Origin of the sequence: Carboxylicivirga taeanensis, assembly GCF_051851475.1 — a bacterium.
Taxonomy (GTDB): Bacteria; Bacteroidota; Bacteroidia; order Bacteroidales; family Marinilabiliaceae; genus Carboxylicivirga; species Carboxylicivirga taeanensis.
In genome coordinates this window covers 130,169-154,793 of sequence record NZ_JBPUSJ010000003.1, presented here as the reverse complement: position 1 = coordinate 154,793, position 24,625 = coordinate 130,169, and the positions used below count along the sequence as shown (strand labels likewise).

Here is a 24,625-nt window from a genome sequence, read left to right as displayed (position 1 = left end):
TGACGGATCGTCTGAGGCGAACGTTTGCGTAAAGCATTTTCATTTTTTAACATTGTGGCAATTTTATATAAGTTTGCATGCTTTAATAATATGAGGAGTTTGTAAGACAATTTGAGAGATGGGTAAAAAAACAACGGGTACAGAAGAAAATCTGGTGATAGTCGAGTCACCTGCAAAAGCAAAAACCATTGAGAAATTTCTGGGGAGTGATTTCCTGGTTAAATCCAGCTATGGTCATATACGTGATTTGTCTAAAAGTGATTTTGGCGTCGATATCAATAATAATTATCAGCCTGATTACATTGTTTCCTCTGACAAAAAAGATGTTGTTAAGGAGCTAAAGCAGCTAGCAAAGAAAGCCAAGATGGTTTGGCTCGCCTCCGATGAAGACCGCGAGGGAGAGGCCATTGCCTGGCATTTGTTTGAAACACTTGAACTGAATGAAGAAAATACCCGTCGTATTGTTTTTCACGAAATTACGAAAGACGCCATACAAAAGGCGGTTCAAAATCCTCGGAAAATAGATATTAACCTGGTTAATGCACAGCAAGCCAGGCGCGTACTCGACCGGCTGGTTGGATTTGAATTATCGCCTGTTTTGTGGCGTAAGGTGAAGCCTTCCTTGTCTGCCGGCAGGGTGCAATCTGTAGCTGTGCGTTTGATTGTCGATCGCGAACGAGAAGTATTTGCGTTTAAGCCAACTTCATCCTACCGGGTAACGGCCATGTTTGAAGTGACCGATGAGAAAGGCAGGGTCAAAGAGCTGAAGGCTGAGTTAAATAAGCGTTTCAATACCTACGAAGAAACCAAAGAATTCGTCAATAAATGTAGCGATGCTAAATTTCTGGTTTCACAGGTTGAGAAAAAGCCCGTAAAAAAATCGCCAGCCGCTCCCTTTACCACTTCTACACTTCAGCAGGAAGCCTCTCGGAAATTAGGTTTTTCAGTGGGGCAAACCATGTCGATAGCTCAAAAGTTGTATGAGGCCGGTAAGATAACCTACATGCGTACCGATTCGGTGAACCTTTCGGATTTAGCTTTGAATATGGCATCGACCCAGATAACAGAAAAGATGGGGGCCGAATACGTTAAAATTCGGAAATACAAGACGAAGGCAAAAGGAGCCCAGGAAGCTCACGAAGCCATTCGTCCGACCTACCTTGATAAAGAAACGGTTGCTGGTTCAGCGCAGGAAAAGCGCTTGTATGAGTTAATTTGGAAACGAACCATTGCATCTCAAATGAGCGATGCGCAGTTGGAAAAGACAGTCATTCACATTGAAGTGGATGGCGCGAATGAGAAGTTTCTGGCAACTGGCGAAATCATTAAATTTGATGGTTTCCTGAAAGTGTATATCGAATCGACCGACGCTGAAAATGAGCAGGAGGAAGGAGAAAGTGTACTGTTGCCGCCAATTCATAAAGGAGAAGTTTTAGAGATGCTTCATGTGGAGGCACGCCAGCGCTGGAGTCAGAAACCGGCCCGATACACCGAGGCCAGCCTTGTTCGTAAGCTCGAAGAATTAGGGATTGGTCGTCCGTCTACTTACGCGCCAACCATTTCGACCATACAAAATCGTGGGTATGTAGAGAAAGAAGACCGCGAAGGAACGCAACGGGTTTATAAGCACTTATTGCTTGAAAGTGGCAAGCAGCTCGAAGAGAGTGAAAAATCAGAAATAACAGGCGCTGAAAGGAACAAGTTGTTTCCAACAGACATTGGAATGGTTGTTAACGATTTCCTCGTTAAATATTTCGAAAACATCGTTTCTTTTGACTTTACTGCCAAAGTTGAGAAAGAGTTTGATGATGTGGCAATGGGAAATATCGAGTGGAGCAAGTCCATCGACGAATTTTACAAGCCATTTCATATTCGAGTTGAAGAAACACTTGAGCAATCCGAAAAAAGCACCGGTGAACGTATTTTGGGCGTGGACCCGGCCAGTGGTCAGCAGGTGTCTGTGCGCATTGGGCGCTTTGGGCCTTTAGCGCAAATTGGTGTTTCATCGGAAGAGGAAGGTGCCGAAAAGCCAAGGTTTGCCTCTTTGCGAAAAGGGCAGCACATTGAAACCATTACCCTCGAGGAAGCACTCGATTTATTTAAACTTCCACGTACACTTGGCGAGTTTGAAAATAAAGTGGTGGTGATTGGAATTGGTCGTTTTGGACCATACATTCGTCATGATGGTAAATTTGTTTCCTTAAAGAAAGGGGAGGACGATCCGTTCGAAATTGACTTGGAAACTGCGATAGAACGTATTAAAACAAAGCGTGAGGAAGATTTAAAGAAAATTATTAAGCTGTTTGATGAAGAACCCGATTTACAGATTCTTAACGGACGATGGGGGCCATTTATCAAGTATCAGAAAAAGAATTATAAAATACCAAAGGATAAAAACGCAGAAGAATTATCTTTGGATGACTGTAGAGCATTAATTGAGGCTGATAATAAAGGAACGGCTAAAAAGCCGGCAGCCAAAAAAACAACAGCAAAGAAGTCAACCGCTAAAAAAGCAACTACAACAAAGAAAAAGACGACAAAGAAAACCAAATAACCAACCCGTGACTGAAGACTGGATCCATTATTTTGACCAACCAAAATATCATGTAATAAATGCATTCGAAGGGCAGAAAGATGAAATGCTCCGTGGGCAGGTACATAGCTTTCACAGTCTTCAGTCGGTAAGTTGGGATGAACTTGATATTGCGCTTATTGGGGTTAATGATGCCCGCAATTCGCAGCACAAGGGGTGCGCACAAGCACCCGATAAAATCAGAGCCTACCTGATGGGCTTACGGGCACTATCTAAAAAACTTTCGATAGTCGATTTAGGCAATATCCGTGGAAAAACCATCGATGACCGCTACAAAGCGCTTGAAGAAGTGGTGAGTCATCTCGTTAAGCACCGTGTTGTTTCAATAGTTATTGGAGGAAGCCAGGATTACACATTGCCCTTGGTTAAAGTTTCGCAGCTGCAGGCTGCAGGCTGCAATCTGGCCGTGGTCGACAGTAAGCTGGACTGGCAAGCACCCGATCAGGACTTTTCAGCGGTCAGCTTTTTGGATTACATGTTTAGCAGTGAAAGTTACCGTCCGACGAGCTTATCAGTGGTTGGGGTACAAAAGTATCTTTTTAGCCGCTACCAAGAGGACCAAGTTACAGAAGTGGCAGATGAAGTTATTCGATTGGGGCAGATAAGACAGTCGGGGCATCGGATTGTCGAACCTATTATGAGGGATGCCAACCTGCTTAGCGTTGATATGACTGTTGTGAGGCAGTGTGACCAGCCGGCACATATTTTACCAATGCCTAATGGACTAACTGGTGAGGAGCTTTGTCAGTTAATGTGGTACGCAGGCCAGAGTGATCAGATAAATATATTTGGAATTTTCGAGCTTGATGTGCAGTTAGATCAACGTTCTCAGGGAGTTGTTTTAGGTGCTCAGGCAATTTGGTACATACTAGAAGGCATTGCTTTACGTTATAATGATTATCCGGTCAAAGATCTGGATGAGTATCGGCAATTCATCGTTTATCTGGAAGATTATGAGCTGGATATAAAATTTTACAACAACCCGGATAATGACAGGTGGTGGGTGGAGATACCGGGAAGTAATGAGGGGGTTGTTGTCATTGCCTGTGGGCGCAATGATTTTGAAGCGGCTTCAGCAAATGAAATTCCGGAAAAATGGTTCCGCTATTTCAAAAAAACAGGGTTGTAAACCAAAGTATAACAATATTTTTATGATATATAATTTTGAAAAATGAAACCTTTAATGACTAATTAGAGTATATATCTCCAGCTTTCTGTCAGCTGGTAAGTAAAATGGTGGATGTATAATTGAAACCATAAGAGGCAAAAGATTAACGAACTAAGGTTCAAAAAATGTAAATACCAGCTTTTTGGCATGGCTAGGAGAATAGTATTTTTTCTGTTATTTTGCGTTGCTTCCCTGTCTTGGGGACAGCAATATCCACAGTTCAGTCAGAACATGTTTAATCACCTGACTGTTAACCCCGGATTCGCAGGCACAAGTGAAATGATGAATCTGACACTTGGTAACAGGCAACAATGGATGGGCGGGTTTAAGCCGGAAGGTGGTTCATCAATGGCTCCAAGCACAACGGTGTTTGGGGTAGATACAGAAGTTAACTTATTGGGATGGAACAGCGGAGTTGGTTTGTCCATCATGAATGATGAAATAGGCGCATTATCTACTATATATATGTCGGCTGTTTATTCAAAACGATGGGAAACAGACTACGGGAAGCTTGGTGTAGGTCTTTCGTTAGGCCTAATTAACCAAGGAATTAAAGGAAGTGAGCTGTATACAATGCCTCAAGATATTCAAGATATGATCGGGGGGGGCTTCCATAGTGAAGAATCATTCCCTGATGATGAAGGCGTGGCATTTGATGCAGGCATAGGAGCTTTTCTGGAACATAAAACCTATTACATGGGTATTTCAGTGGCTCATTTAAATCAACCAAAACCTAAATTCAAAGAAACATACACTTCTTACTTCGACCGTACTGTTTTTATTACCGGAGGCTACCGTTTTCAATTGAAGAAAAGTCCAATAGTACTCGTACCATCAATATTTCTGAAAACGAATATGAGTAGTTATCAGATTGACTGGAATATCAATGGAATATTGAAAGACAAATATTGGGGTGGAATAACTTTTCGGATGCAAGATGCAATTGTATTGTTAGGTGGTGTTGAATTAAATAATGGACTGCGAATAGGCTATAGTTACGACATCAGCATATCCCAACTGGGAGGCGCCAGAAATGGTTCGCATGAAATAATGCTCGGGTATCAGTTCGATTTGAGCATTGAAAAAAGAAAGAAACAATACAAGAGTGTAAGATATTTATAAGTAAGAACAGATTAAGTAAAAGAGTAATTCAGATATTAAGGCTATTATGAAGAAAATACTTGCCATCAGTGTCATTTTTGTCACCATTTTAACTGGATGCGGACAGTCCAGTGGTGGAGAATTGGTAGGCGTTCAACGCCGGGCCACATTCTATGAACCAGATCCGTTTGGAATGTTGTTTATTCCTCAGGGTAGCTTCAACATGGGTCCTAATGACATGGACATTGCCAGTACAATGACCTCGCAGACTAAAACTGTTTCTGTGCGTTCATTCTGGATGGACGAAACAGAGATTACAAACAGCGAATACCGTCAGTTTGTATTTTGGGTTAAAGACTCAATCGCACGTAGCTTATTGGGCGAGCAATTTGAGGAATTCTTAATAAGCGAAGATTATAATGGTAATGAAATCGATCCACCTTATCTAAATTGGGACGAGCCAATTGATTGGGAAAACGAAGAATTTACCGAAATCCTGGATGAAATGTTCTTAGCTGAAGGTGAACGGTTCTTCCGACGCAAGGAGATTGATACTCGTAAGCTAACCTATGAATATGAGTGGGTTGACCTGCTGCAGGCTGCAAATAGCAGTAACAGGTATAACTTCGAAACGAAACAATACGAAGGGGTTGTTTACGACGAAAAAGGGGAAGAGCGTGAAATTAACGATCGTTCAGCCTTCATAATGAAGGATGCTGTTAATGTTTATCCGGATACCTTGTGCTGGATCGCTGATTTTACCTACTCATTCAACGAGCCATGGACTGAAAAGTACTTTTGGCACCCTGGGTTTGATGAGTATCCTGTTGTAGGGGTAAACTGGAAGCAGGCAACGGCTTTCTGTATCTGGCGGACACAATTACTAAACAACTTCTTAAAAAGTAAAGGCGAGCCGGTGGTAAATAACTACCGTCTTCCAACCGAAACCGAGTGGGAATATGCTGCAAGGGGTGGCCTTGACCAAGCTATGTACCCATGGGGTGGTTTGTATACACGCAACGATAAGGGCTGCTTTCTTGCCAACTTCAAGCCTTTGCGTGGACGTTATGGTGATGATGGTGGTATGACAACTATGTCCGTAGGTTCATACGCGCCCAATGACTATGGCTTATTTGATATGGCTGGTAATGTTGCAGAATGGACATCCAGTGCCTATGATGAGTCGGCTTACACTTTTACGCATGATTTTAATCCAACTTATAAGTACAATGCCTTACCCGATGATCCGCATGTAATGAAAAGAAAAGTGTTGCGCGGTGGTTCTTGGAAAGATGTAGGTTATTTTTTACAGAATGGTACCCGTACATATGAGTATCAGGATTCTTCAAAATCATTTATCGGTTTCCGATGTGTAAGAGATTACATCGGCGACTAAAAGAGAGTTAGGACGGTTAAAAGAAAAAAATCAGGTCATTATGAGTATTTCAGAATTTGTTGAGAGCCCAGCTTATAAAAATGTAATGGGTAAAGTGTACGGTCTTGGTGCGGCTGTAGTAATATTGGGAGCATTATGGAAAATTCTTCACTTGCCAGGAGCATCAATCATGCTAATTGCAGGTTTAGGAACTGAAGCTATTATTTTTGCGTTATCAGCTTTTGAGAAACCACATGAAATGCCCGATTGGGGGCTTGTTTACCCGGAGCTCCACGGATTAGAACCGCGCGAACGAGGCGGCAACGGTGGAGGTGGCAGTGAGTTGGCTGCTCTGGTACAAAGTGGTAGTCTTGATGCAAAAGATATCGAGAAATTATCAGAAGGCATTAAGAAGCTATCCAATACATCTTCGCAACTTTCCGATATAGGAAATGCAACGGTAGCTACTAATACCTATATTCAGAATATGAAAACAGCTGGTGATGCGGTTGGTCAGTTTGCTAATCAGCAGGCTTCAATGGCTCAAAGCAGTCAGGTATTGGCTGAAGCCTATGCCAATTCAGGTAATTCACTTAAATCACATTTCGATGATTTGGCCGCCAATAATAAGGCCTATGGTGAAAAATTGAATGATGTAACCAAGAATCTGGCTGCTATCAATTCGGCCTATGAGTTGCAGCTTAAGGGTGTTAATAGTCAGGTGCAAGCCTCAGAAGCGCTAACACAAGGACTATCTGAAATTACTAATCAATTTCAGCAATCGGCAACAGACGCCAAAGTATATCGTGAGCAAGTTGCCCAGCTGAGTCAGTCTGTATCTGAGTTGAATGCTATCTATGGCAACATGCTTAGTGCCATGAATATGGGAAACAAGTAATTAAGAAGATCATAAACAACTGCTAAAAGAAGAAAATTATGAGTGGCGGAAATTGTCCCGAAACCCCCAGGCAGAAAATGATCGGAATGATGTACCTTTTCCTGACAGCAATGCTTGCATTGAACGTGTCAGGGGAGCTACTTCTAGCATTTCAACTGGTAGACGAAAGTATACAAGAGACTATAAAAGCAACCGATGTTAAAAATAAAGAGCTTCAAAATCAATTTGAGATTGCTGAGTTTGCAAATCCTCAAAAAGTGAGGCCGGTTCGCGAACAAGTAAATACGATTTACGCAAGTGCCGATGACTTGTACAACCATATTGACTCATTAAAGAGAATAATGGTTAAAATTGTCGACCCAGAGGGTTCATTAGAAGATGGATATAAAGGGGCGGATAATCAAGACGTGGCTGCACAGGTAATGATTACCGAGAAGGGTGGTCAGCGCAGTGAGGAACTGAAAGAGCGCATAAATGCTTATAAAGATAAGCTGCTTGAGTTTGTTGATGAGGAAGATACAGCGGTGGTGCATACGATCATAAAGAGTTTATCTACTGAAGCTCGTAAGCCTACCAAAAAAGGGCAAGTGCAGCAATCATGGGCAAGTCAGAAATTTGAGGCTTTGCCATTATCAGCATCTTTTGCTCTGCTAAGTAGTATTCAGAGTAATATTAGAAATACACAAGCCGATATCGCTTCTTATTTATTAAATAGCATTGACGAAGGATCGTTTAAGTTTAATAAAGTAGAGTCTATCGTTATTCCACGATCGGATGTGGTGATAAAAGGTGGTGAGTACCATGCCGAGCTGTTATTAGCGGCAACAGATACTCTGCAACCAGCGGTATATGATATTCCGGGTTACAACATTAAAGTTCAACCTAATGGCCGTGGTGTATTATCTATTCCTGCTAATTCCTTAGGAGAAAAAAGCTGGGAAGGTACTATTACAATGACGGGACCTAGTGGTCAGCCACTGCGATACAATGTTTCTCACAAGTACGAGGTGATTCAGCCTAACGTGGTAATTTCGCCTACCAAAATGAACGTGTTTTATGAGGCCTTGGAAAACCCAGTGGAAGTTTCAGTTCCAGGTGTATCAGGCAGCCAGTTAAAAGTGTCGTTTGGTAACTGTACGTTCCGTAAGAGTGGTGATGTATTCTACGTGAAACCTAAAGCCGGATTCGCAGGTGGAAAGTCAGTAGTGACAGTATCTGCAGTTATCAACGGACAAACACGACGTTTAGGAAGTCAGGAATTCCGTATTAAGCCACTTCCTCTGCCATATGCAACCTTTGCAGGTAAGCGCGATGGTAAAGTTCGTAAAAACCTCTTGGTGAACCAAAGTGGTGTGTTTGCAGAAATGGGCGACGACTTTGATTTCGAATTGGAATATAAAGTCACGCAATTTAGTATCTCAACCGTCAAAGGAGGCTTCTTTGTCAGTGAGATGTCAAATAGTAACCGTTTAACAGAGGCTCAGAAAAACCTGATTAAAGGGACAACACGCGGAGCTAAAATTAACGTAGAAGAAATTAAGGCTATTGGACCCGATAAGCGCAATAGGAAGCTGGCTTCAATAGTGCTAACTGTTGACTAGAAATAAAATTTGAGACAATGAAAAGAATATTCTTTATCCTTATTGTATTGGTTGGTTTAGGTGCAGCAGATACTTTGCATGCACAGGAGGTTAACACTGAGCTTTATACCAAAGATCATGTGGAAAATCGTAAACCAATTCCTTATGCGCATGTTCGTGAAGCTGACGTTTTGTGGGCAAAGAAAATTTGGCGAATTATTGATTTGCGTGAAAAGATAAACTTGCCAATGTATTATCCAACCACCAGGATGGATGATCGTTACAGCTTGATTGATCTTTTGATTTATGGCATCACCTATGAAGGCCTAACTGCTTATTCAACAAAAACGGAAGATGAGTTTCAGGTTCCGTTGACCGTTGAGCAGGTGAATCGTGAAATGGGAGCTGTTGCCGATACAACCATGATTCGTAACGCCGAAACAGGCATGTACGAAGAAAAGGTAGTTGGTGGCGAAGTGCGTTCCACTGAGATTAAGCAAATCATGCTCAAGGAAATCTGGTTCTTCGACCGAAAATATTCACGCATGGATGTTCGCATCATCGGTTTATGCCCAATACGAGAATATATTGAAGGAGATGGAGGACAAGGACAGGTAAGAAAGTCTCAAACATTTTGGATTTATTTCCCGGAAGCTCGGGGGTTATTTGCCCGTCATGAGGTATTCAACCCACGAAATGATTCGCAGCGCCGTACGTTCGATGATATTTTTATAAAGCGTTATTTCGGTAGTTACATCTACAAAGAGGCCAACGTTTATAATAACCGTCGTATTGAGTCTTATACCGCAGGTATGGAAGCAATGATGGAGTCAGAACGCATAAAAGAAGAAATTTTTAACAAAGAACACGACATGTGGGAGTTCTAAACCAAGGATAAGGTTAAAGTTTATTACTAGTCTAAATATAAAAAAAGGGAGCAATTTGCTCCCTTTTTTTATAGCCGATAGTTTCTTAGTTCTTCACTAAAGTGCCAATATTTTCGCCTTTAAGCACCCTTAAAAGGTTGCCTTTTGTATCCATATCAAAAACAACAATATCCAAATTGTTTTCTTTACACATGGTAGTGGCCGTTAAATCCATAATCTTTAGGCCGCGGTTATACACTTCATCAAAAGTAATTTCATCAAACTTAGTAGCGGATGGATCCTTTTCAGGGTCGGCGGTATAAACACCATCTACGCGTGTGCCTTTGAGCATCACATCTGCTTCAATTTCAATGCCTCTTAGGGAAGAGCCTGTATCTGTGGTAAAATAGGGGTTGCCAGTTCCGCCCGATAAGATGACTACCTCTCCTTTTTCTAAGGCTTCAATGGCTTTGGGTTTGTCGTAGTATTCTCCCACAGGTTCCATTCTGATGGCGGTTAAAACGCGTGTTTTAACATTCATGGCTTGTAGGGCTGATTGCAATGCCAGGCCGTTAATTACAGTTGCAAGCATGCCCATCTGGTCCCCTTTATAACGGTCAAAACCTTTAGATGCGCCGCTCAGACCTCTGAAGATGTTGCCGCCACCTATAACAATACCAATTTGCACGCCATGTTGCACGGCTTCCTTTATTTGCTCTGCATAGTCATTAAGACGTTCAGGGTCAATGCCATAACCCTGTTCACCCATTAGGGATTCCCCACTTAGCTTGAGGAGTATTCTTTTGTATTTCATTTTATGCAATTATTTGTAGTTTAAGCATTCAAAGATAAGAAATCATTTATTACCCTTAAGCAGTTCTTCGGTCTGGCTTAAAGAGTGCTACAGATGGTAAACTGATACATGGAAACGTGCTTGAAGCCCGCGGCGGTTGCCACTTATATTTTAAGGTAACAGCGTTTGCAGACCGTCTAAAACGGTCTGCATCATTTTATAACTTTAAAGAAAAGGCTTTTAGAATGGACAAGAGTTGATTCAGCCCAAGTAGTTTATTTAAGCATTTTTTCAATCAGCTCCTTCACATTATCACCATCCCAACGGGCAGCTCCCTGCTTTTTCATCATAACCTGGCCCTTGGGGGAGATAAGAAATGAGGCTGGTATGCTTCTGGATGAAAAGACATCAGGCTGACGGCTGCGCAGCATATATACCGGGAATGTATATCCTTTTTGATCAATGAAATTACGCAGCGTACTCTTGGACTCCTGGCTGACAATGATAAATGCCATGTCATCTTGGTACTCATCATATAAGCGCTGAATAGACGGCATTTCGGCAATGCAGGGAGGACACCAGGTTGCCCAGAAGTTGATGAATATTACCTTACCTTTTAGAGATGATAATTCCAGCAGCTCACCATCCATGCTTTCAACATGCCAGTTATAATCGGTATCATTCAGATAGCTTACCTCTTTAGTTTCGCGCGGTTGAAACATGCTATACCTGATAATGGTGGACGAAACAATTTTTCGTGAAGCAGGAAATAACATTGCCACAAGCAAAGCGGTAAACATGAAATCAAAAACGATTCCTAAAACAGTTTTCTTTCTTCGATACTTATGCCATTGATTAGCCCAGAATCCTTTATTCATGACAATTTTATTTGTGGTATAACAAGCAATTTATCGATTAGTTTCAAAATAGATATTTCCAGACAGAGCTGTGCGTTCTCTTATCGGTGTTCACTTTTACCTTCATCCACCTAAAACCTTTTTTGATGCCTGCTTTTTGACGAAATGTATCCAGATTGATTGTTAAGTGATGAGCCGTGCCCGGCATTAATGTCAGTGGAAAGATATTTTGTTCGGTGCTCCCTTTTACTTTAAATTTTCGTGCTTTTTTAGACGGAGAACTTAAAATTAGGATTGGGGATGAAATGGTTAAACTCTCTTTTGTATAGTTGCTGATAGAGATAGTCGCAACACGTTCCTTTGTCTCCTTTTTTCTGCGCGCTTTAATGGAGACCCATACAATAGACGGTGTGAGCTTTTGCAGCCAGCCTCTTTTGGTGGCAACAAATACTAAAAGCACAAGGCCCATCAACAAAAACAGGTGAGTTATTTCGGGGTTACGTTCGCTATTCTTGAGTTTTTCTTCGTAGTATATTTCTTGTAGTGGCTTAAGAAGGGTGTCAGCATTGACCACTGTATCTGCTTGAATGTGTGTGTCGGGCAGCGCAGTGGATACTGGTTTTCGGGCGCCCCGGCTGCAAATTTGCAGCAGCAATACCAAGGCTAAGCCACTAATAATAAACAGTCTGTTTTTTTGGTAAAAATCTTTTAATTGATTCAGCATGTGGTTTTTAATTAATAGGTAGGGAACAATTGCAAACCGTTGTAGTTGATGTAGTATTCACCATCCTTAACCGGGCGGGCCATTTCCTCATCGGTTTCACCATTGGCATTGGCAATGCCCACGCTGGCAAAATAGCAGACTGCCTGATGTTTGTTTCCGTGTTGCATTACTTCAGCAGCAATATGCGGCAGCAGCAAACCCATTTCGGGATAGGTGGCTGTTCGAACAACAACAAAATAACGCTTATCATCTTTGGTTGCTAATATTTGTGGGTTTACATCCAGCTCTTTCCGTACGTTGAGCACTTTAAAACCCTTATCAACCATATCTTTATAAACCACCTTAATGCCCAAAAAGTGCAGTTCTTCGGCTGTTAAAACTTGTTCCTTTCCCATTCTTACATGTCTTCTTGAAGTGCAAAATTGGCATAAATATGTCGAAAAGAAAAATGCCTCTGATAATCAGTCGGAAAGAAGGTGTTTGGAAGAAAACACCTGCGATTTATAAGTGTTTGCTATTTACAGATAGTCAATTTGGTAGTAACTTAATGTGGCTTGTATTGCAATCGATTATAAACACTTAAATGGAGGGATAATTATGCCACTTACACGCTTAGAAAAGTACTTAAATCTGGAGCATGTCAATTACAAGAGAATTGTGCACTCCAGAGCCTACACCGCACAAAAAACGGCTGCTTATTCTCATATCTCAGGTAAAGAAATTGCGAAAACAGTGATGGTTAAAGTAGATGGTCGCTTGTGTATGGTTGTACTACCTGCCTCGTATCAGGTAGATCTGAAAGAACTTCAACGAGCTACAGGTGCTAAAAATGTGCGCCTAGCCAGCGAGTCGGAGTTTAAGGATGCCTTTATCGATTGTGAGGTAGGAGCGCAGCCGCCGTTCGGAAACCTTTATAATATGGATGTATTCGTTGCAGAGAAGCTGGCTGAAGATACGACGATCGCATTTAACGCCTGCAACCATGCCGAATTAATTCAAATGACTTATAAAGATTACCAGCGATTGGTACATCCTACAGTTCTAAAACTATCAAGAAGAGTAATTGCCGAAGCATAACTAAAACAGGCTGAGGCAAAATGTTCGTCCATTCTTTTACAGTAAGTTGGATGGTGATGTGAGATGGTGAATGTCTGGTGCCAATTGTTTACCCAATAATGGTACCGGACATTTTTTTTGTATCAAAACTCTCATCCTGAAACTTCTTTTCCTTGCAGGTACTATAAGTGAACTTACCTATTACTGGAAAACCAAAAACAAAGTTCAATAGTTCGAACGAGCCGTAGTTGTTATGGCTGCTTTTTGGCGTTGAATGTACGTGTAAGTAGCTGGTTCATTGTCTTATCATTGAGAGATGGTTTTTGCGAAACCACTCAACTGTTTTAGCACCTAACTGTTTTTACCATGAAAAATATCTCCTTACTTTGGGTACTTGCTGCAACTATCTGTTGTCTCACTTCTTGCTCAAGTTACCAGTTTGCCACCCTCAACAGCTCCCTGGAGCAGCCTTTTTCCGATGGATTCATATACGAGGACGACAGCATACAGCTTCACTATGCTTTTAATGGGCCCAATTGCCCGCTTTACCTGACTATCTATAACAAGTTAGAGGTGCCTGTACGCATTCATTGGGATCAATCTTCGATGGTTGTGGATGGAGCTACTTTTCCCTTAAATCCATCAGTGGCTACATTCGATGCCAACTATTCAGAAGTGAGCATAAATGGGGATTACTCAACTTATACCAATGGCAGTGGTTCAGGCTCAGTTGTTAATAATGATCGTTCTGGTTTTATTCCTCCTAAAGCCAGTTTACGCATAAGTAATGTGACTATCTGTTCTCAATTTCTCGATACCGGCCAGGCAATAAAGTATGAGCGCAGAAATTTTGTAGCTGATAACGGAAAAAGCTACCAAGTAAAAGCTTATGATTTTTCGAAAGAAGTATCGCCTCTATACTTTCGTTGTTTCGTTAGTTATTCGGTTGATCCATCTGATCAACTTAGATATGTTGACAACGATTTTTGGGTGACCTCAATTTATAAGCTTGTTGATTACCAGTTGCCAGAGCGTGCAAATCAATTTTATCTGACTAAATCAACCGGTGTTGGCACTGCAGTAGGAGTTGCGGCTTTAGCCGGGTTGACTATTATTGCTATCGATAACTACAGTGTGGAGGAGGAGGCAGCCTATTAAGACAGCAGGCAAGTACTGAAAGTTACCTGCCTGCCAACAACTATTATTGCAATACCAATTTTACATCCAGCGTAAAATCATTACTAATGGCTTTGTCACCTAAGTTATCAAAGAAAGATCCCGAGCCATAGCGGATGCCATACAGGGTGCGGTCCACAACAATGGAGGCCATGTAGGCATTCTCTTTTTGCTCAACCTCAAACTCAATGGGCTGAGTTTGTCCTTTAATCGTTAATTCACCTTTAACAGTTGCTTTGTTGCCCTTGAATTTTGAGGCGTCAGTAATTTTTAGTTGAGCTGTTGGGTAAGCTTTAACACTGAAGAAGTCGTCGGAGTGAAGGTGTCCAATTAGCTTTTTATTGTATTCCTCATTCTCCAGATCGGTATTGGTCATGCTTGTCATGTCAATAATGAATTGACCATCTGTTATTTGTTTCTTATTAATGTTCAGGTGGCCTTCCTTAAGTTGAATGTAGCCATAGTGGGAAGATCCAATTACTTTCGTTCCTGTCCACTTAACGGTAGTTGCGTTTGCATCAACCTGATGTTTTTGTGCTAAAATGGTGGTGCTTACCAGAACACTCAATAATCCTAAAAGAAATAATCTCGTTTTCATGTGTTTTATTTTTTTGATTGTTTATTAAAAATTCATTGGCAGGTCCATCAGCAATAGATGACTGTTTGATAGCGCTTCGATCTCAACTTCCATGGTATTGGTAATGCCAATGGCATCCCTTTTCGAAAGGTTCTGACCAGCTATGGTTACTTCTCCTTCAATCACCATCAGGTACAATCCATTACCTTCTTTTTTTATTTGGTAGGAGCCTTTCCAACCAGCATCCAGTTTTCCCATGTAAAACCAGGCATCCTGATAAATCCATACCCCTTTGTCATTTTTATCAGGACCAAGAATCTGGTAGAGCTCATTACGTTTTTCAAGGGTTTCAAGGGCTATCTGCTGGTAGCGGGGAGCTACATTTTTTTCATTAGGAAATAGCCATATTTGAAACAGATTTAAAGGCTCTGTTTGGCTGGCATTAAATTCGCTATGAAAAACGCCTTTGCCGGCACTCATCACCTGAATTTCTCCACTTTTTATAACAGATGTGTGGCCCATACTGTCTTTATGTGCCAGTTGTCCGCTTAAAGGAATGGTAATAATTTCCATATTATCATGGGGGTGTGTATCAAAACCACCTCCTGGAGCAATCACATCATCATTAAGCACCCTTAACGCACCAAAGTGAATGCGCTCTGGGTTGTGGTAGTTTGCAAAACTAAACGAATAAGTTGCTTTGAGCCAGCCATAATCGGCGGTTCCTCTGCTATCGGCTTTGTAAATATGTGTTTGCATAGCTCTATGTTTTTGGATACTACAAAAATACAAGTAACTGTTGGCATGGGGCTTACAAAAAGCAGGCGAAGGATTATTAAAATCAGACCTTTGGGTATTTTATTTTTCCGCTGTATTTTGAAGGCATACAAAACAACTCAATTATGAAGCTGTTGTATGTATAAACTAAAATGAAGTGTATGCTAAGCTATAACATAGAAGATAATGGAGAGAAAGGGCGATTTATACTTTTTGAAAATGATCTAATCGCCGGCGAAATGCGTTTTAGATGGGAAGGACAGTCCAAAATTGTTATTGACGAAACAAAAGTGGGTGATGAGTTTGGCGGCAAAGGGTATGGGAAGCGTCTGGTAAACGAAGCCGTTGATTATGCCCGGTCAAAAAAGATAAAAATTGTACCGGAATGTGCATTTGTTAAAGCCGTTTTAAGTAAAGATGAGAGCTTAAAAGACGTTAGAGAATAATGTATTGATGCGGTAATTGGACAAGCGTGCTGGATGCAGTTCATTGACGAACCATTTGCCTAAAAGCAATGGGTGAGTGAGCTGTGTTCTTTTTGAAAAAAGCATTGAAATGTGAGGGTTCCTCAAAGCCTAAATTAAATGCAAGTTCTTTGCTTGTTAAGTCGGTAAAGAGCAATAGCCGCTTGGCCTCAATAATCAGTTTGTCCTGTATGTATTCCTTGGCCGATTTGCCGGTTTTACTTTTGACATAACGATTGAGGTAATCGGCGGATACAGCCAGCTGTTCGGCAAAAAACTGGACTTTATGTTCCGCGCGGTATTTCTCTTCAATGAGCTTCTTAAAATCACGTATTAGCCGGTTGCTTCCTGCCTCATATTCGGGGTTGAGATTTGATAAACTGCAGGCGCCTGATATATTGATGATAAATAATTTCAGAAGCGCCCCGAGCGCTTCGTAGCGGAAATAGTTATCACCTTGCTGGTAGCTCTGCATTTGTTCCACTATTGTTTTGAAGGTAGATAGCTGATGATGGCTAATTGGCATTGGAGGGGAGTCGCCAAAGGAGTTAAATAAATAGACACGGTCGACCAAATCATCGGTAATGCCATTTTTCATTAAGAATGTACGGCTAAAATTTAGCACATAGCCAATGGGGATGTTTGTACTTAACAACTGGTGAACCTGGCCGGGATAAACAAAGTGAATAGACGCCGCCGCCAGCGGGTATTCTTTAAAATCAATAATGTGAACACCACCGGGTGCATTTTCCAACAGAATTATGGTATAGTAGTCATGCCTGTGCGGATGGTCCTGCATTTGCGGTTGCTTTTGCATCTGCTCAAAAATGTCAGCTGTCGATTTAATAATGAAGTCAACAGCTTCACCATTGGCTTTTTCGAGCTGGTATGTTTTGATCTGATTATGCATGGCTTTGTATACTTTGGGGCAGCTGGCAGAAGCGTTAATCGTTTAACACAAACCCTACTTTAGGTACATTTTCGATGGATACCGACTTGTCGCCTTTGAGGTATTTTCTGAGCTTGGCAATAAAAACATCCAGGCTGCGGCCATGGAAATAGTCATTCTCACCCCAAATGGCGATCAAAATATCTTCACGTTTAACAATTTTGTTTTTTGACAGGCAGAGGATTTTTAATACATCACATTCCTTTTGCGTGAGCCGTTTTGAAAAGCCGTTCCCTTCCAGGCTTTGGTTGGTGGCGTCGAAGTGATAGGAGCCAATGGTAAATTGTGTGACAGTATCTTCTTCAGGTTCGGCCTGTAGCTTGGTGCGGTTCAGGATGGCTTTTATGCGATAAAGCAGTTCATCCTCATCAAACGGCTTGGTAATATAGTCATCCACCCCCAACTGAAAACCTTTGATTTTATCCTCTTTCATAGAGCGGGCAGTCAGGAAAATGATCGGGATTTTTTTGTCTTCCTGCCTGATGTTTTCGGCAATGGTGAAACCATCCATACCAGGCAGCATCACATCTAATATGCAAAAATCATATTTCCCTTTTTTAAATGCTTCCAGGCCTCTTTTCCCATCTTTATACAGCTTAACATCAAAGCTATTCGACTCCAGAAAATCAACCAACAGAAAGCCCATGCTTATATCGTCTTCAACCAATAGTATTTTTGCCATTATTTTAAGGGTAATAAAAGAGTGAAACACGTTCCTTTACCTACTTCACTAACAACAGTTATTTCACCATTGTGTTCTTCAATTACTTTTTTAACAAAGGTTAGTCCCAAGCCAAAGCCTTTTACATTATGCACATCGCCGGTACTTACTCTGTAATACTGGTCGAAAATGTAAGGCAGTTCTTTATGGGCAATTCCAATGCCCTGATCTTTAATCCTGATGCGCAGCTTATTTTTTATGACGTCGGTTTGAATTGTGATTGCCGGCGTGCCATTGCTGTATTTGATTGCATTATCAATCAGGTTGGAAATGACCATTGCCAAACGGCCATTGTAGCTGTTAATGCGGTGACTGCGCGCTTTATAAGTGGTCTTGATTTCGCCTCCCAGCTCTTCAATACGGTAGGCAAAAGACTTGATGGTTTGCTCAATAACCTGCTTCATGTCTATTTCGTCCAGTTTGGCCTCTTGAGCTGTTTCGCACGATAGTTTTAAAATGTCTTCAACATGAGCCTGCATACGGTTATATTCATTGAGCACCACTTGCGCGTAATTGTTCGTTTTTTCTTCGCTGTGCTTCTTTTTAATAATCAGGTTGGCGGCCAGTCTAATATTGGCAAGAGGCGTTTGAAATTCATGTAGCATGTTATTCACAAACTCGCGCATGTGTGTCATCAGCAGCTGTTCCCGTTTCATTAGCCGTAAAAGGATGATAAAAGAAATTAAGAGGAACAATATAATGGAAATGGACATAATGAAGAGTCCACTCATTTGTGCCAGAATAAATCGGTTTCTATCCGGAAATTGTAGCCGTAATCGGATACCTTCTCTTTCGAGCAGGCCATTCAGTGTTTGTTGATAGCATTTGGGTCCCCATATGGCCTTGCTATTGGTTGCAAGCACCGAATCGGTAACTGCAAAAGAGTAGGTGAGAGGCAGGTTGTATATTTCCAGTTGCGAATGAATGATGCTATCTACCTCGGCACTTTTGCGTTTGGCGTTGATGCATCCGTTTCCACACAAGAACTTATCCATGTCGGGACACAGCCGATTACCAATCTCATCGCGGGCATCTTTCAGTGCCATCACTACTCGGTGGTTGAAGTTTTTTTCTTCCAGCCGCGCCGCTTTTACAATGTAGTTAATTTGAATAAGCAGCAAAAGGGCGAGCCCGATAAAGGTGCTAGCCGATAAGATATTATAGGTTTTGTTTTTCCCCATCAGTTTAAAAATACGGATTCTTAATTAGGTCACAAAATTACCAAAATAAAAGACTTGCATGTCTTGTTTTAACATTGTGTTAACAGCAAATAACATGCAGATAACTTACTTTTAACTCGTTCAAACTTAGTTTTGTAGTGAGACAAACAAAAATTAATTTAAAAACATGATTATGAAGAAGACATTAATCCTTTCGTTCCTTTTTGCTTTTACACTAGCTATTACAACACCTGCATTGGCAGCGACAATGGACCAGGAGCCTGTTAAAACCGAGCAGAAAAAAGAGGACAAAAAGAAAAAAGAGTGCAATGAGAAAAAAAGCTGTGAAGAAAAGAAAGCTTGCAGTGAGAAGAAAGCTTGTTGCTCAGAAAAGAAAGAAAAGAAATCATAATTGTAAGTTGGACTTACATGAAAGGCTGTTCCTGTTGGAGCAGCCTTTTTTTGTGTTTGCATGTGATGAGTTGATAATTAGAAAGGTATGATTTGGATATAATGGTATAATAAATATTGACATAAAAGATAAAAAGGTCTATAATTAGTGAACTATTTGAATGACTTACATGTTTAACGAAAGAAAATAAAAATTGAACAAATAATTTTAAACCCTTGAATCACAAAAAGAATATCCTGATCCTAGGAGCTGGTTTCTCATCACTGTCGGCCAGCTGCTACCTTGCTAAAGCCGGGTACAATGTTACCTTGGTAGAGAAGAATGAAACGGTAGGTGGAAGAGCCAGCCAATTAAAACGAGATGGCTTTGTTTTTGACATGGGGCCTACCTTTTACTGGATGCCCGATGTTTTTGACCAGTTTTTTGCTGATTTCGGAATGTCTGTTTCCGAGGCCTATGAATTGGTTCGCTTAGATCCTTCTTATTCGGTGTGTTTTGGCAAAGGTGATTTTTTAACTCTAAATGCTGACATGGAGCGGATTGAGGCCGAATTTGAAGCTATAGAAACCGGCAGCGGGAAGCGTTTAGACAAATTTCTTCAAAAAGCGAAAACCAACTACGATATTGCGGTGAAGGATTTGGTATATCGACCAGGGGAGAAAATATGGGAAATAATTACCCCATCAACCATCAAGCGCTTGGGTTCATTTACCAGAACCATAAAGCAGGATGTGGCGCGCTATGTGCAGCATCCAAAGTTGCGCAAGGTGCTCGAATTTCCGGTACTGTTCTTAGGAGCCAAGCCATCAACCACACCGGCCTTTTATAATTTTATGAATTATGCAGATTTTTCCTTGGGAACCTGGTACCCCAAAGGAGGCATGTTTGAAGTGGCCGCTGCTATGGAGCGTCTGGCGCTAAGTTTAGGGGTGAAGATAGAGCTTAATACGCCGGTGGATGAAATTAAATTACAGGATGGTATGGTTACTGAGGTGAGGTCGGGCGATAGAGAATTCGCTTGTGATGTGCTGTTAAGTGGTGCCGATTATCAGCATACCGAGCAGCTATTGCCGCAAACTTACCGTCAATACACTCAGGCTTATTGGGATAAAAAAACATTTGCCCCTTCAGCGCTTTTGTTTTATGTCGGCTTCGATAAAAAGCTGGACGAGCTCGCACATCACACCTTATTTTTTGATGTGGATTTTGACCGGCATGCTTCAGCCATTTATGACTCGCCTAAATACCCCGAAGAACCGTTGTTTTATGCCAGCTTCCCATCCATATCAGATGATACGGTTGCGCCCGCAGGCCAGGAAGCCGGAATTTTTTTAATACCACTGGCGCCCGGTTTGGAAGATAGTGAGGCTATTCGAGAAAAGTATTTTGACATTATTATCGACCGGTTGGAAGAAAATACCAAACAAAATCTCCGATCTCATGTTTTGTTTAAAGAATCGTTTAGTGTAAGTGATTTCATATCAAGGTACAACTCATTTAAAGGAAACGCCTATGGATTGGCAAATACCTTGCTGCAAACGCATGTTTTGCGCCCTAAACTTCGAAGCCGTAAGGTGAAGAATTTGTTTTTTACCGGACAGTTGACCGTTCCTGGTCCCGGAGTACCGCCATCGCTTATTTCGGGAAAGATTGTGAGTGATTTAATTCTAAAACATCATGCATTATGAAGCATTTATTCGATTCATCGAGCTATAGTTGCAGCCGATTGGTGACGCGAGCATACAGTACATCCTTTTCGAAGGCCATTACCTTATTGGCACCATCTGTAAGGCCAGCTATTTATGCCATTTATGGCTTTGTACGTTATGCCGATGAGATAGTGGACACCTTTGATGGGTATAATCAGGAAGAACTCCTGATGGAATTCGAAGAGAACTATGAAAAAGCCTTACGCCGTAAAATCAGCATGAATCCTATTTTAAATGCTTTTCAGGAAATTGTACACCAATACCGGCTTTATGATTTGGTGCATGATTTTTTGGCAAGTATGAAAATGGACTTGCATAAAACCGAGTACAATACGGTCGAAGAGTATAAAGACTACATATATGGCTCGGCCGATGTGGTTGGATTAATGTGCTTAAAAGTATTTGTTAAAGGAGATGAGGAGCGGTTTGAAGAATTGAGGCCTTATGCCATGCGTTTGGGGTCGGCATTTCAAAAGGTGAACTTCCTGAGGGATTACAAGGACGATGCAAGCGGCCTGGGGCGTTCCTATTTTCCGAATCTGATTAATGGGCAGCTAGATAATGAGGCCAAGCAGGAAATTATTAAAGATATTGAAGCAGACTTTGAGGCCGCCTACAAGGGCGTGATTCAACTACCGCTGGAAGGGCGGCTTGGCGTGTATCTGGCTTACAGGTATTATAAGCGCTTGTTGCAGGAATTAAAGGCTGCTGATAGTAAGCGGATTCGTGAGGAGCGTATTCGCATCAATAACTTTTTGAAACTTGAAATACTGGTTGAATCCTACTTGCGCTATAAGTTAAATGCCATCTGATGCTAAAAATTGGGGTCATATTGCTTTGGTTGTTTCCTGTGTTTTTAAGTGCCAAGGGAATTGATGAGGTACGTAGTGATTTTCATCAGGTAGATGGTGAGAAAAAACTAATGGCATTTCTTGAAATGGTGAAGCAGGTAGATGATACCAGATCAATACCATACAAAATAGCGGCATCGATGCAACAAGCCATTTATACTTCAAATCCGTTTCAAAAGTTAAAATATTTCAACCAAGGGAAGCGTGAGTTAGAAGCCTATATCTTTCGTCACCCCCAAAATATTGAAGGCTATTATGTGCGGTTTCTTATTCAGAGCGAAGCACCGGGGTTTTTAGGTTACGGTGAGAAGTTGGAGCATGATTATTTATATGTTTCCAAGCATCTTTCGACTGCATCACTGCCCGAAAGCTATAAACAACAAATAATGGCCACCATGAATAAACTATCACAAAAGCAAAAGCCATGATACTGTTTTACATTTTTATCACATTTGGTACTTTTATTTTTATGGAAGGAGTAACCTGGTTTACTCACAAGTATATTATGCACGGATTTTTATGGATGCTGCATGAAGATCATCACCACCCGAGAAAAGGACAGGTGTTTCAAAAAAACGATAGCTTCTTCTTCATATTTGCGACTCCCAGTATTTTGCTTTTTTATTTCGGTGTGCAGCCATCATTGAATTACCTGTTTTTTATCGGATTAGGTATCATGTTTTACGGGGCTGCCTATTTTCTGGTGCACGATGTATTTATTCATCAGCGCTTTAGCTGGCTTAATGGAGTTGAACACAGTTATTTCAAAGGCTTACGCCGTGCGCACGGTAGCCACCACTCAGGAGGCAAGTGTTTTGGCATGTTGTGGGTGCCCTGGCGTTTTATCAAAGAAGCGAAGGAAAGCAAATTGACTTTTGACTAACTAATATATGGAAAAGTATACCTATCTCTTAATAAATATCCTGTGTATTTTTATCCCACTCATAGCTAGTTTTTATCCGCGTCATTCCTTTTTTAAAGAGTGGCGTTATTTCCTACCTGCTAATGCCTGCGTTGCTTTGTTTTTTTTAGTGTGGGACTATTTATTTACAGATATGGGTATTTGGGGATTTAATGAAAGTTACCTCACCAGCTGGTTTGTTCTGAATTTGCCTATTGAAGAAATCATGTTTTTTATTGCCATTCCCTACGCTTGCGTTTTTACTTATTTTGCAATGCTTTACCTGGTTAAGAACAATCCGCTAAAGAGGGTTCAGGCGCCGTTAACAGTGGCTTTGTCCATTGTTTTTCTGGTGGTTGCCATTGCTTTTTACGACCGCTGGTATACATTTACCACAGGTTTGCTAGCAGGCATTTACCTCCTGGTTTCTTTCTACCGAAAGCGGGATCTTTCTTTGGTTTACCTGTCTTACTTTATCATTCTCCCGTTCTTCTTTATGAGCAATGGAATACTAACTGGGTCATTCATTGATGAGCCCATCGTTTGGTACAATAATGCCGAAAATTTAGGACTACGTATGGGGACCATCCCCGTTGAAGACAGTGTTTATGGTTTTGTCCTCGTTCTAATGAATATTGACTTGTACGAGTGGTTGAAACGAAGAGGAGAGAGGGACTCCATCTAACATTTGCTTCATACAGTATATCCAAAAGCAGTCCAAAGGAACAAGATGATTGATGATGGTGGTAGTGTGCCACAATGCTACCTTGTTAAAATGTGATGCATTCGTCTTTTAAAAACTAAATTAGTTACTTTTGGATCCTTATCAATAATCAGATTCGACAGACTATGAATATATGTTTTTGCAATACCATTGCGTCTTGGGGAGGTGGTGAAAAATGGCACTATGAAATGGCAACAGCTTTGGCTGATAAGGGGCACGAAGTGAGTTTTTTACTTAATAAGCAAGGAATTATTTCTCAAAGATTAGATAACCGGGTTAAGCAAATACATATTAGCATTGGTCGTCTAAGTTTTTTAAATCGACTTTTATATCACCGTCTGTTAAAAGTATTTAAGCAGAATAGTTTTGACGCTGTTGTAATTAACTCACCCTCAGAACTGAAGGTGGTTGGTCCTGCCGCAAAAGCGGCTGGAATAGAAAATGTTATTTACCGCCGTGGCAGTGATGTGAATGTTAAAAATAGTCGGTTAAATCGTTATCTTTTAGAGGGAGTAGTGAATAAGATTATTGCCAACTCCCAAGCCACGAAAGCTTCTTTACTAGCATCTGGTTTGAAAATTAATGATAAGATAGTTGTTATAAATAACGGGGTGCATCCACCCATAAATGAGTATCCTACAAGTTTGAATGAAGTACCTGTTATTGGTGCAGTTGGCAGGCTGTCGCCAGAGAAGGGGTTTGATTTATTAATTGATGCAGCTTACTTACTTAAAAACAAAGGTGTTGAGTTTGTTATAAAAATTGCGGGAGAAGGAAGTGAACGAACTGCTCTTGAGTCTAAAATTGGTGAAAAAGGTCTTGAAAATAACATTGAGCTGATTGGGTTTACTGATGATGTTTATAACTTTCTGAGCGGCTGCGATATTTTTGCGCTGTCATCCAGGTATGAAGGTTTTGGGTATGTTATGGTGGAGGCAATGTTTAGTAAATTACCTGTTGTTGCATTTGATAATAGTGCAGCTAAAGAAATTGTCGATAATAATGCCTCAGGTTTTTTGGTAGAAGCTTACGACGTTGAAGCTTATGCAAACCGCCTTCACTTATTGATTCAAAATCGTGATACGCGCTTAAAGCTTGGTATTAATGGCCGGGAAAAGGCGGTAGACCGTTATAGTTTTGAAAGAACAGTAGAAAAAATTATTGACTTAATTTCTTAATACAAAGAGGCAAAC

The 24,625-nt window shown here is 41.0% G+C and carries 26 protein-coding genes; 17 read left to right on the top strand and 9 right to left on the bottom strand.

Features of this window, described 5'->3' with window-relative positions:
- Nucleotides 1-118: 118 nt before the first annotated feature.
- The 7 genes from topA to porN all read left to right on the top strand — a co-directional run bounded on the left by topA (nt 119) and on the right by porN (nt 9,602).
- A complete protein-coding gene (gene topA, locus ACSX1H_RS06015; protein WP_439182924.1) occupies nt 119-2,554 on the top strand; it encodes a type I DNA topoisomerase in 2,436 nt (811 codons plus the stop codon).
- 7 nt (nt 2,555-2,561) lie between these two features.
- Nucleotides 2,562-3,722 carry an arginase family protein gene (locus ACSX1H_RS06010; RefSeq protein ID WP_439182922.1) on the top strand — a complete coding sequence of 387 codons (1,161 nt, stop codon included), beginning with the start codon at nt 2,562-2,564 and terminating at the stop codon, nt 3,720-3,722.
- A 186-nt stretch (nt 3,723-3,908) separates the two neighbouring features.
- Nucleotides 3,909-4,883 (top strand): PorP/SprF family type IX secretion system membrane protein, encoded by a 975-nt coding sequence (locus ACSX1H_RS06005; protein WP_439182921.1) that lies wholly within the window; start codon nt 3,909-3,911, stop codon nt 4,881-4,883.
- 46 nt (nt 4,884-4,929) lie between these two features.
- Nucleotides 4,930-6,258, top strand: a complete 1,329-nt coding sequence (gene porK, locus ACSX1H_RS06000; protein WP_439182920.1) for a T9SS ring complex lipoprotein PorK/GldK — start codon at nt 4,930-4,932, stop codon at nt 6,256-6,258.
- 40 nt (nt 6,259-6,298) lie between these two features.
- Nucleotides 6,299-7,135: a type IX secretion system motor protein PorL/GldL gene (porL, locus tag ACSX1H_RS05995; RefSeq protein ID WP_439182919.1), complete on the top strand. Its 837-nt coding sequence runs from the start codon at nt 6,299-6,301 to the stop codon at nt 7,133-7,135.
- Between the two features lie 38 nt (nt 7,136-7,173).
- On the top strand, nt 7,174-8,736 hold the full coding sequence (porM, locus tag ACSX1H_RS05990; protein ID WP_439182918.1) for a type IX secretion system motor protein PorM/GldM: 1,563 nt from the start codon (nt 7,174-7,176) through the stop codon (nt 8,734-8,736).
- A gap of 17 nt (nt 8,737-8,753) precedes the next feature.
- On the top strand, nt 8,754-9,602 hold the full coding sequence (porN, locus tag ACSX1H_RS05985) for a type IX secretion system ring subunit PorN/GldN (protein ID WP_439182917.1): 849 nt from the start codon (nt 8,754-8,756) through the stop codon (nt 9,600-9,602).
- Nucleotides 9,603-9,687: 85 nt separating this feature from the next.
- Here the strand turns inward: porN and pyrH are convergent, their stop codons facing one another.
- From pyrH to ACSX1H_RS05965, 4 genes are all read right to left on the bottom strand, one after another.
- Nucleotides 9,688-10,395: a UMP kinase gene (pyrH, locus tag ACSX1H_RS05980; RefSeq protein ID WP_439182915.1), complete on the bottom strand. Its 708-nt coding sequence runs from the start codon at nt 10,393-10,395 to the stop codon at nt 9,688-9,690.
- A gap of 254 nt (nt 10,396-10,649) precedes the next feature.
- Nucleotides 10,650-11,252 carry a TlpA family protein disulfide reductase gene (locus ACSX1H_RS05975; RefSeq protein WP_439182913.1) on the bottom strand — a complete coding sequence of 201 codons (603 nt, stop codon included), beginning with the start codon at nt 11,250-11,252 and terminating at the stop codon, nt 10,650-10,652.
- A gap of 43 nt (nt 11,253-11,295) precedes the next feature.
- Nucleotides 11,296-11,955 carry a hypothetical protein gene (locus ACSX1H_RS05970; protein WP_439182912.1) on the bottom strand — a complete coding sequence of 220 codons (660 nt, stop codon included), beginning with the start codon at nt 11,953-11,955 and terminating at the stop codon, nt 11,296-11,298.
- 11 nt (nt 11,956-11,966) lie between these two features.
- Entirely contained in the window at nt 11,967-12,350 is a 384-nt protein-coding gene (locus ACSX1H_RS05965) for a DUF8840 domain-containing protein (RefSeq protein WP_439182910.1), read from the bottom strand.
- A gap of 202 nt (nt 12,351-12,552) precedes the next feature.
- Here ACSX1H_RS05965 and ACSX1H_RS05960 point away from each other — a divergent pair, with 202 nt between their 5' ends.
- Nucleotides 12,553-13,032 carry an aminoacyl-tRNA deacylase gene (locus ACSX1H_RS05960; RefSeq protein ID WP_439182908.1) on the top strand — a complete coding sequence of 160 codons (480 nt, stop codon included), beginning with the start codon at nt 12,553-12,555 and terminating at the stop codon, nt 13,030-13,032.
- Nucleotides 13,033-13,377: 345 nt separating this feature from the next.
- On the top strand, nt 13,378-14,169 hold the full coding sequence (locus tag ACSX1H_RS05955) for a hypothetical protein (protein WP_439182906.1): 792 nt from the start codon (nt 13,378-13,380) through the stop codon (nt 14,167-14,169).
- A 43-nt stretch (nt 14,170-14,212) separates the two neighbouring features.
- On the opposite strand, the gene ACSX1H_RS05950 is transcribed toward ACSX1H_RS05955, so the two are convergent.
- Both ACSX1H_RS05950 and ACSX1H_RS05945 read right to left on the bottom strand, forming a co-directional pair.
- Complete coding sequence (locus tag ACSX1H_RS05950; protein WP_439182904.1) at nt 14,213-14,785, bottom strand: YceI family protein; 573 nt, start codon at nt 14,783-14,785, stop codon at nt 14,213-14,215.
- A 24-nt stretch (nt 14,786-14,809) separates the two neighbouring features.
- Complete coding sequence (locus tag ACSX1H_RS05945) at nt 14,810-15,523, bottom strand: pirin family protein (protein WP_439182902.1); 714 nt, start codon at nt 15,521-15,523, stop codon at nt 14,810-14,812.
- A 179-nt stretch (nt 15,524-15,702) separates the two neighbouring features.
- Between ACSX1H_RS05945 and ACSX1H_RS05940 the strand changes: the two genes are divergently transcribed.
- Entirely contained in the window at nt 15,703-15,987 is a 285-nt protein-coding gene (locus ACSX1H_RS05940; protein WP_439182900.1) for a GNAT family N-acetyltransferase, read from the top strand.
- Nucleotides 15,988-16,027: 40 nt separating this feature from the next.
- On the opposite strand, the gene ACSX1H_RS05935 is transcribed toward ACSX1H_RS05940, so the two are convergent.
- From ACSX1H_RS05935 to ACSX1H_RS05925, 3 genes are read right to left on the bottom strand one after another with little or no spacing between them, the layout of a single operon-like run.
- Complete coding sequence (locus ACSX1H_RS05935; RefSeq protein WP_439182898.1) at nt 16,028-16,915, bottom strand: helix-turn-helix domain-containing protein; 888 nt, start codon at nt 16,913-16,915, stop codon at nt 16,028-16,030.
- A gap of 34 nt (nt 16,916-16,949) precedes the next feature.
- On the bottom strand, nt 16,950-17,636 hold the full coding sequence (locus ACSX1H_RS05930) for a response regulator transcription factor (RefSeq protein ID WP_439182896.1): 687 nt from the start codon (nt 17,634-17,636) through the stop codon (nt 16,950-16,952).
- On the bottom strand, nt 17,636-18,856 hold the full coding sequence (locus tag ACSX1H_RS05925) for a sensor histidine kinase (RefSeq protein ID WP_439182894.1): 1,221 nt from the start codon (nt 18,854-18,856) through the stop codon (nt 17,636-17,638). Before ACSX1H_RS05925 ends, ACSX1H_RS05930 begins: the two co-directional genes overlap by 1 nt.
- 172 nt (nt 18,857-19,028) lie before the next feature.
- On the opposite strand from ACSX1H_RS05925, the gene ACSX1H_RS05920 reads away from it, so the two are divergent.
- From ACSX1H_RS05920 to ACSX1H_RS05890, 7 genes are all read left to right on the top strand, one after another.
- On the top strand, nt 19,029-19,247 hold the full coding sequence (locus tag ACSX1H_RS05920; protein WP_439182891.1) for a hypothetical protein: 219 nt from the start codon (nt 19,029-19,031) through the stop codon (nt 19,245-19,247).
- Between the two features lie 215 nt (nt 19,248-19,462).
- A complete protein-coding gene (gene crtID / locus ACSX1H_RS05915; RefSeq protein WP_439182889.1) occupies nt 19,463-20,935 on the top strand; it encodes a bifunctional phytoene desaturase/3,4-desaturase in 1,473 nt (490 codons plus the stop codon).
- Nucleotides 20,932-21,768, top strand: a complete 837-nt coding sequence (locus tag ACSX1H_RS05910; protein ID WP_439182887.1) for a phytoene/squalene synthase family protein — start codon at nt 20,932-20,934, stop codon at nt 21,766-21,768. Before crtID ends, ACSX1H_RS05910 begins: the two co-directional genes overlap by 4 nt.
- On the top strand, nt 21,768-22,235 hold the full coding sequence (locus tag ACSX1H_RS05905) for a hypothetical protein (protein ID WP_439182886.1): 468 nt from the start codon (nt 21,768-21,770) through the stop codon (nt 22,233-22,235). Before ACSX1H_RS05910 ends, ACSX1H_RS05905 begins: the two co-directional genes overlap by 1 nt.
- On the top strand, nt 22,232-22,690 hold the full coding sequence (locus ACSX1H_RS05900) for a sterol desaturase family protein (protein ID WP_439182885.1): 459 nt from the start codon (nt 22,232-22,234) through the stop codon (nt 22,688-22,690). Before ACSX1H_RS05905 ends, ACSX1H_RS05900 begins: the two co-directional genes overlap by 4 nt.
- 7 nt (nt 22,691-22,697) lie before the next feature.
- A complete protein-coding gene (locus tag ACSX1H_RS05895) occupies nt 22,698-23,393 on the top strand; it encodes a lycopene cyclase domain-containing protein (RefSeq protein WP_439182884.1) in 696 nt (231 codons plus the stop codon).
- 164 nt (nt 23,394-23,557) lie between these two features.
- Nucleotides 23,558-24,610, top strand: a complete 1,053-nt coding sequence (locus tag ACSX1H_RS05890) for a glycosyltransferase (protein ID WP_439182883.1) — start codon at nt 23,558-23,560, stop codon at nt 24,608-24,610.
- Nucleotides 24,611-24,625 lie beyond the last annotated feature (15 nt).

Excerpts from the sequence above, each read along its gene's own strand:
- ACSX1H_RS05895 (WP_439182884.1), top strand. The coding sequence starts at position 22,698 with ATGGAAAAGTATACCTATCTCTTAATAAATATCCTGTGTATTTTTATC.
- ACSX1H_RS05905 (WP_439182886.1), top strand. The coding sequence starts at position 21,768 with ATGCTAAAAATTGGGGTCATATTGCTTTGGTTGTTTCCTGTGTTTTTA.
- ACSX1H_RS05970 (WP_439182912.1), bottom strand. The coding sequence starts at position 11,955 with ATGCTGAATCAATTAAAAGATTTTTACCAAAAAAACAGACTGTTTATT.
- ACSX1H_RS05945 (WP_439182902.1), bottom strand. The coding sequence starts at position 15,523 with ATGCAAACACATATTTACAAAGCCGATAGCAGAGGAACCGCCGATTAT.
- ACSX1H_RS05890 (WP_439182883.1), top strand. The coding sequence starts at position 23,558 with ATGAATATATGTTTTTGCAATACCATTGCGTCTTGGGGAGGTGGTGAA.
- ACSX1H_RS05920 (WP_439182891.1), top strand. The coding sequence starts at position 19,029 with ATGAAGAAGACATTAATCCTTTCGTTCCTTTTTGCTTTTACACTAGCT.
- ACSX1H_RS05910 (WP_439182887.1), top strand. The coding sequence starts at position 20,932 with ATGAAGCATTTATTCGATTCATCGAGCTATAGTTGCAGCCGATTGGTG.
- ACSX1H_RS05900 (WP_439182885.1), top strand. The coding sequence starts at position 22,232 with ATGATACTGTTTTACATTTTTATCACATTTGGTACTTTTATTTTTATG.
- ACSX1H_RS05965 (WP_439182910.1), bottom strand. The coding sequence starts at position 12,350 with ATGGGAAAGGAACAAGTTTTAACAGCCGAAGAACTGCACTTTTTGGGC.
- ACSX1H_RS05950 (WP_439182904.1), bottom strand. The coding sequence starts at position 14,785 with ATGAAAACGAGATTATTTCTTTTAGGATTATTGAGTGTTCTGGTAAGC.
- porL (WP_439182919.1), top strand. The coding sequence starts at position 6,299 with ATGAGTATTTCAGAATTTGTTGAGAGCCCAGCTTATAAAAATGTAATG.
- porK (WP_439182920.1), top strand. The coding sequence starts at position 4,930 with ATGAAGAAAATACTTGCCATCAGTGTCATTTTTGTCACCATTTTAACT.
- ACSX1H_RS05940 (WP_439182900.1), top strand. The coding sequence starts at position 15,703 with ATGCTAAGCTATAACATAGAAGATAATGGAGAGAAAGGGCGATTTATA.
- porN (WP_439182917.1), top strand. The coding sequence starts at position 8,754 with ATGAAAAGAATATTCTTTATCCTTATTGTATTGGTTGGTTTAGGTGCA.
- ACSX1H_RS05935 (WP_439182898.1), bottom strand. The coding sequence starts at position 16,915 with ATGCATAATCAGATCAAAACATACCAGCTCGAAAAAGCCAATGGTGAA.
- ACSX1H_RS05975 (WP_439182913.1), bottom strand. The coding sequence starts at position 11,252 with ATGAATAAAGGATTCTGGGCTAATCAATGGCATAAGTATCGAAGAAAG.
- ACSX1H_RS05930 (WP_439182896.1), bottom strand. The coding sequence starts at position 17,636 with ATGGCAAAAATACTATTGGTTGAAGACGATATAAGCATGGGCTTTCTG.
- pyrH (WP_439182915.1), bottom strand. The coding sequence starts at position 10,395 with ATGAAATACAAAAGAATACTCCTCAAGCTAAGTGGGGAATCCCTAATG.
- ACSX1H_RS06005 (WP_439182921.1), top strand. The coding sequence starts at position 3,909 with ATGGCTAGGAGAATAGTATTTTTTCTGTTATTTTGCGTTGCTTCCCTG.
- topA (WP_439182924.1), top strand. The coding sequence starts at position 119 with ATGGGTAAAAAAACAACGGGTACAGAAGAAAATCTGGTGATAGTCGAG.
- ACSX1H_RS05955 (WP_439182906.1), top strand. The coding sequence starts at position 13,378 with ATGAAAAATATCTCCTTACTTTGGGTACTTGCTGCAACTATCTGTTGT.
- ACSX1H_RS05960 (WP_439182908.1), top strand. The coding sequence starts at position 12,553 with ATGCCACTTACACGCTTAGAAAAGTACTTAAATCTGGAGCATGTCAAT.
- porM (WP_439182918.1), top strand. The coding sequence starts at position 7,174 with ATGAGTGGCGGAAATTGTCCCGAAACCCCCAGGCAGAAAATGATCGGA.
- ACSX1H_RS05925 (WP_439182894.1), bottom strand. The coding sequence starts at position 18,856 with ATGGGGAAAAACAAAACCTATAATATCTTATCGGCTAGCACCTTTATC.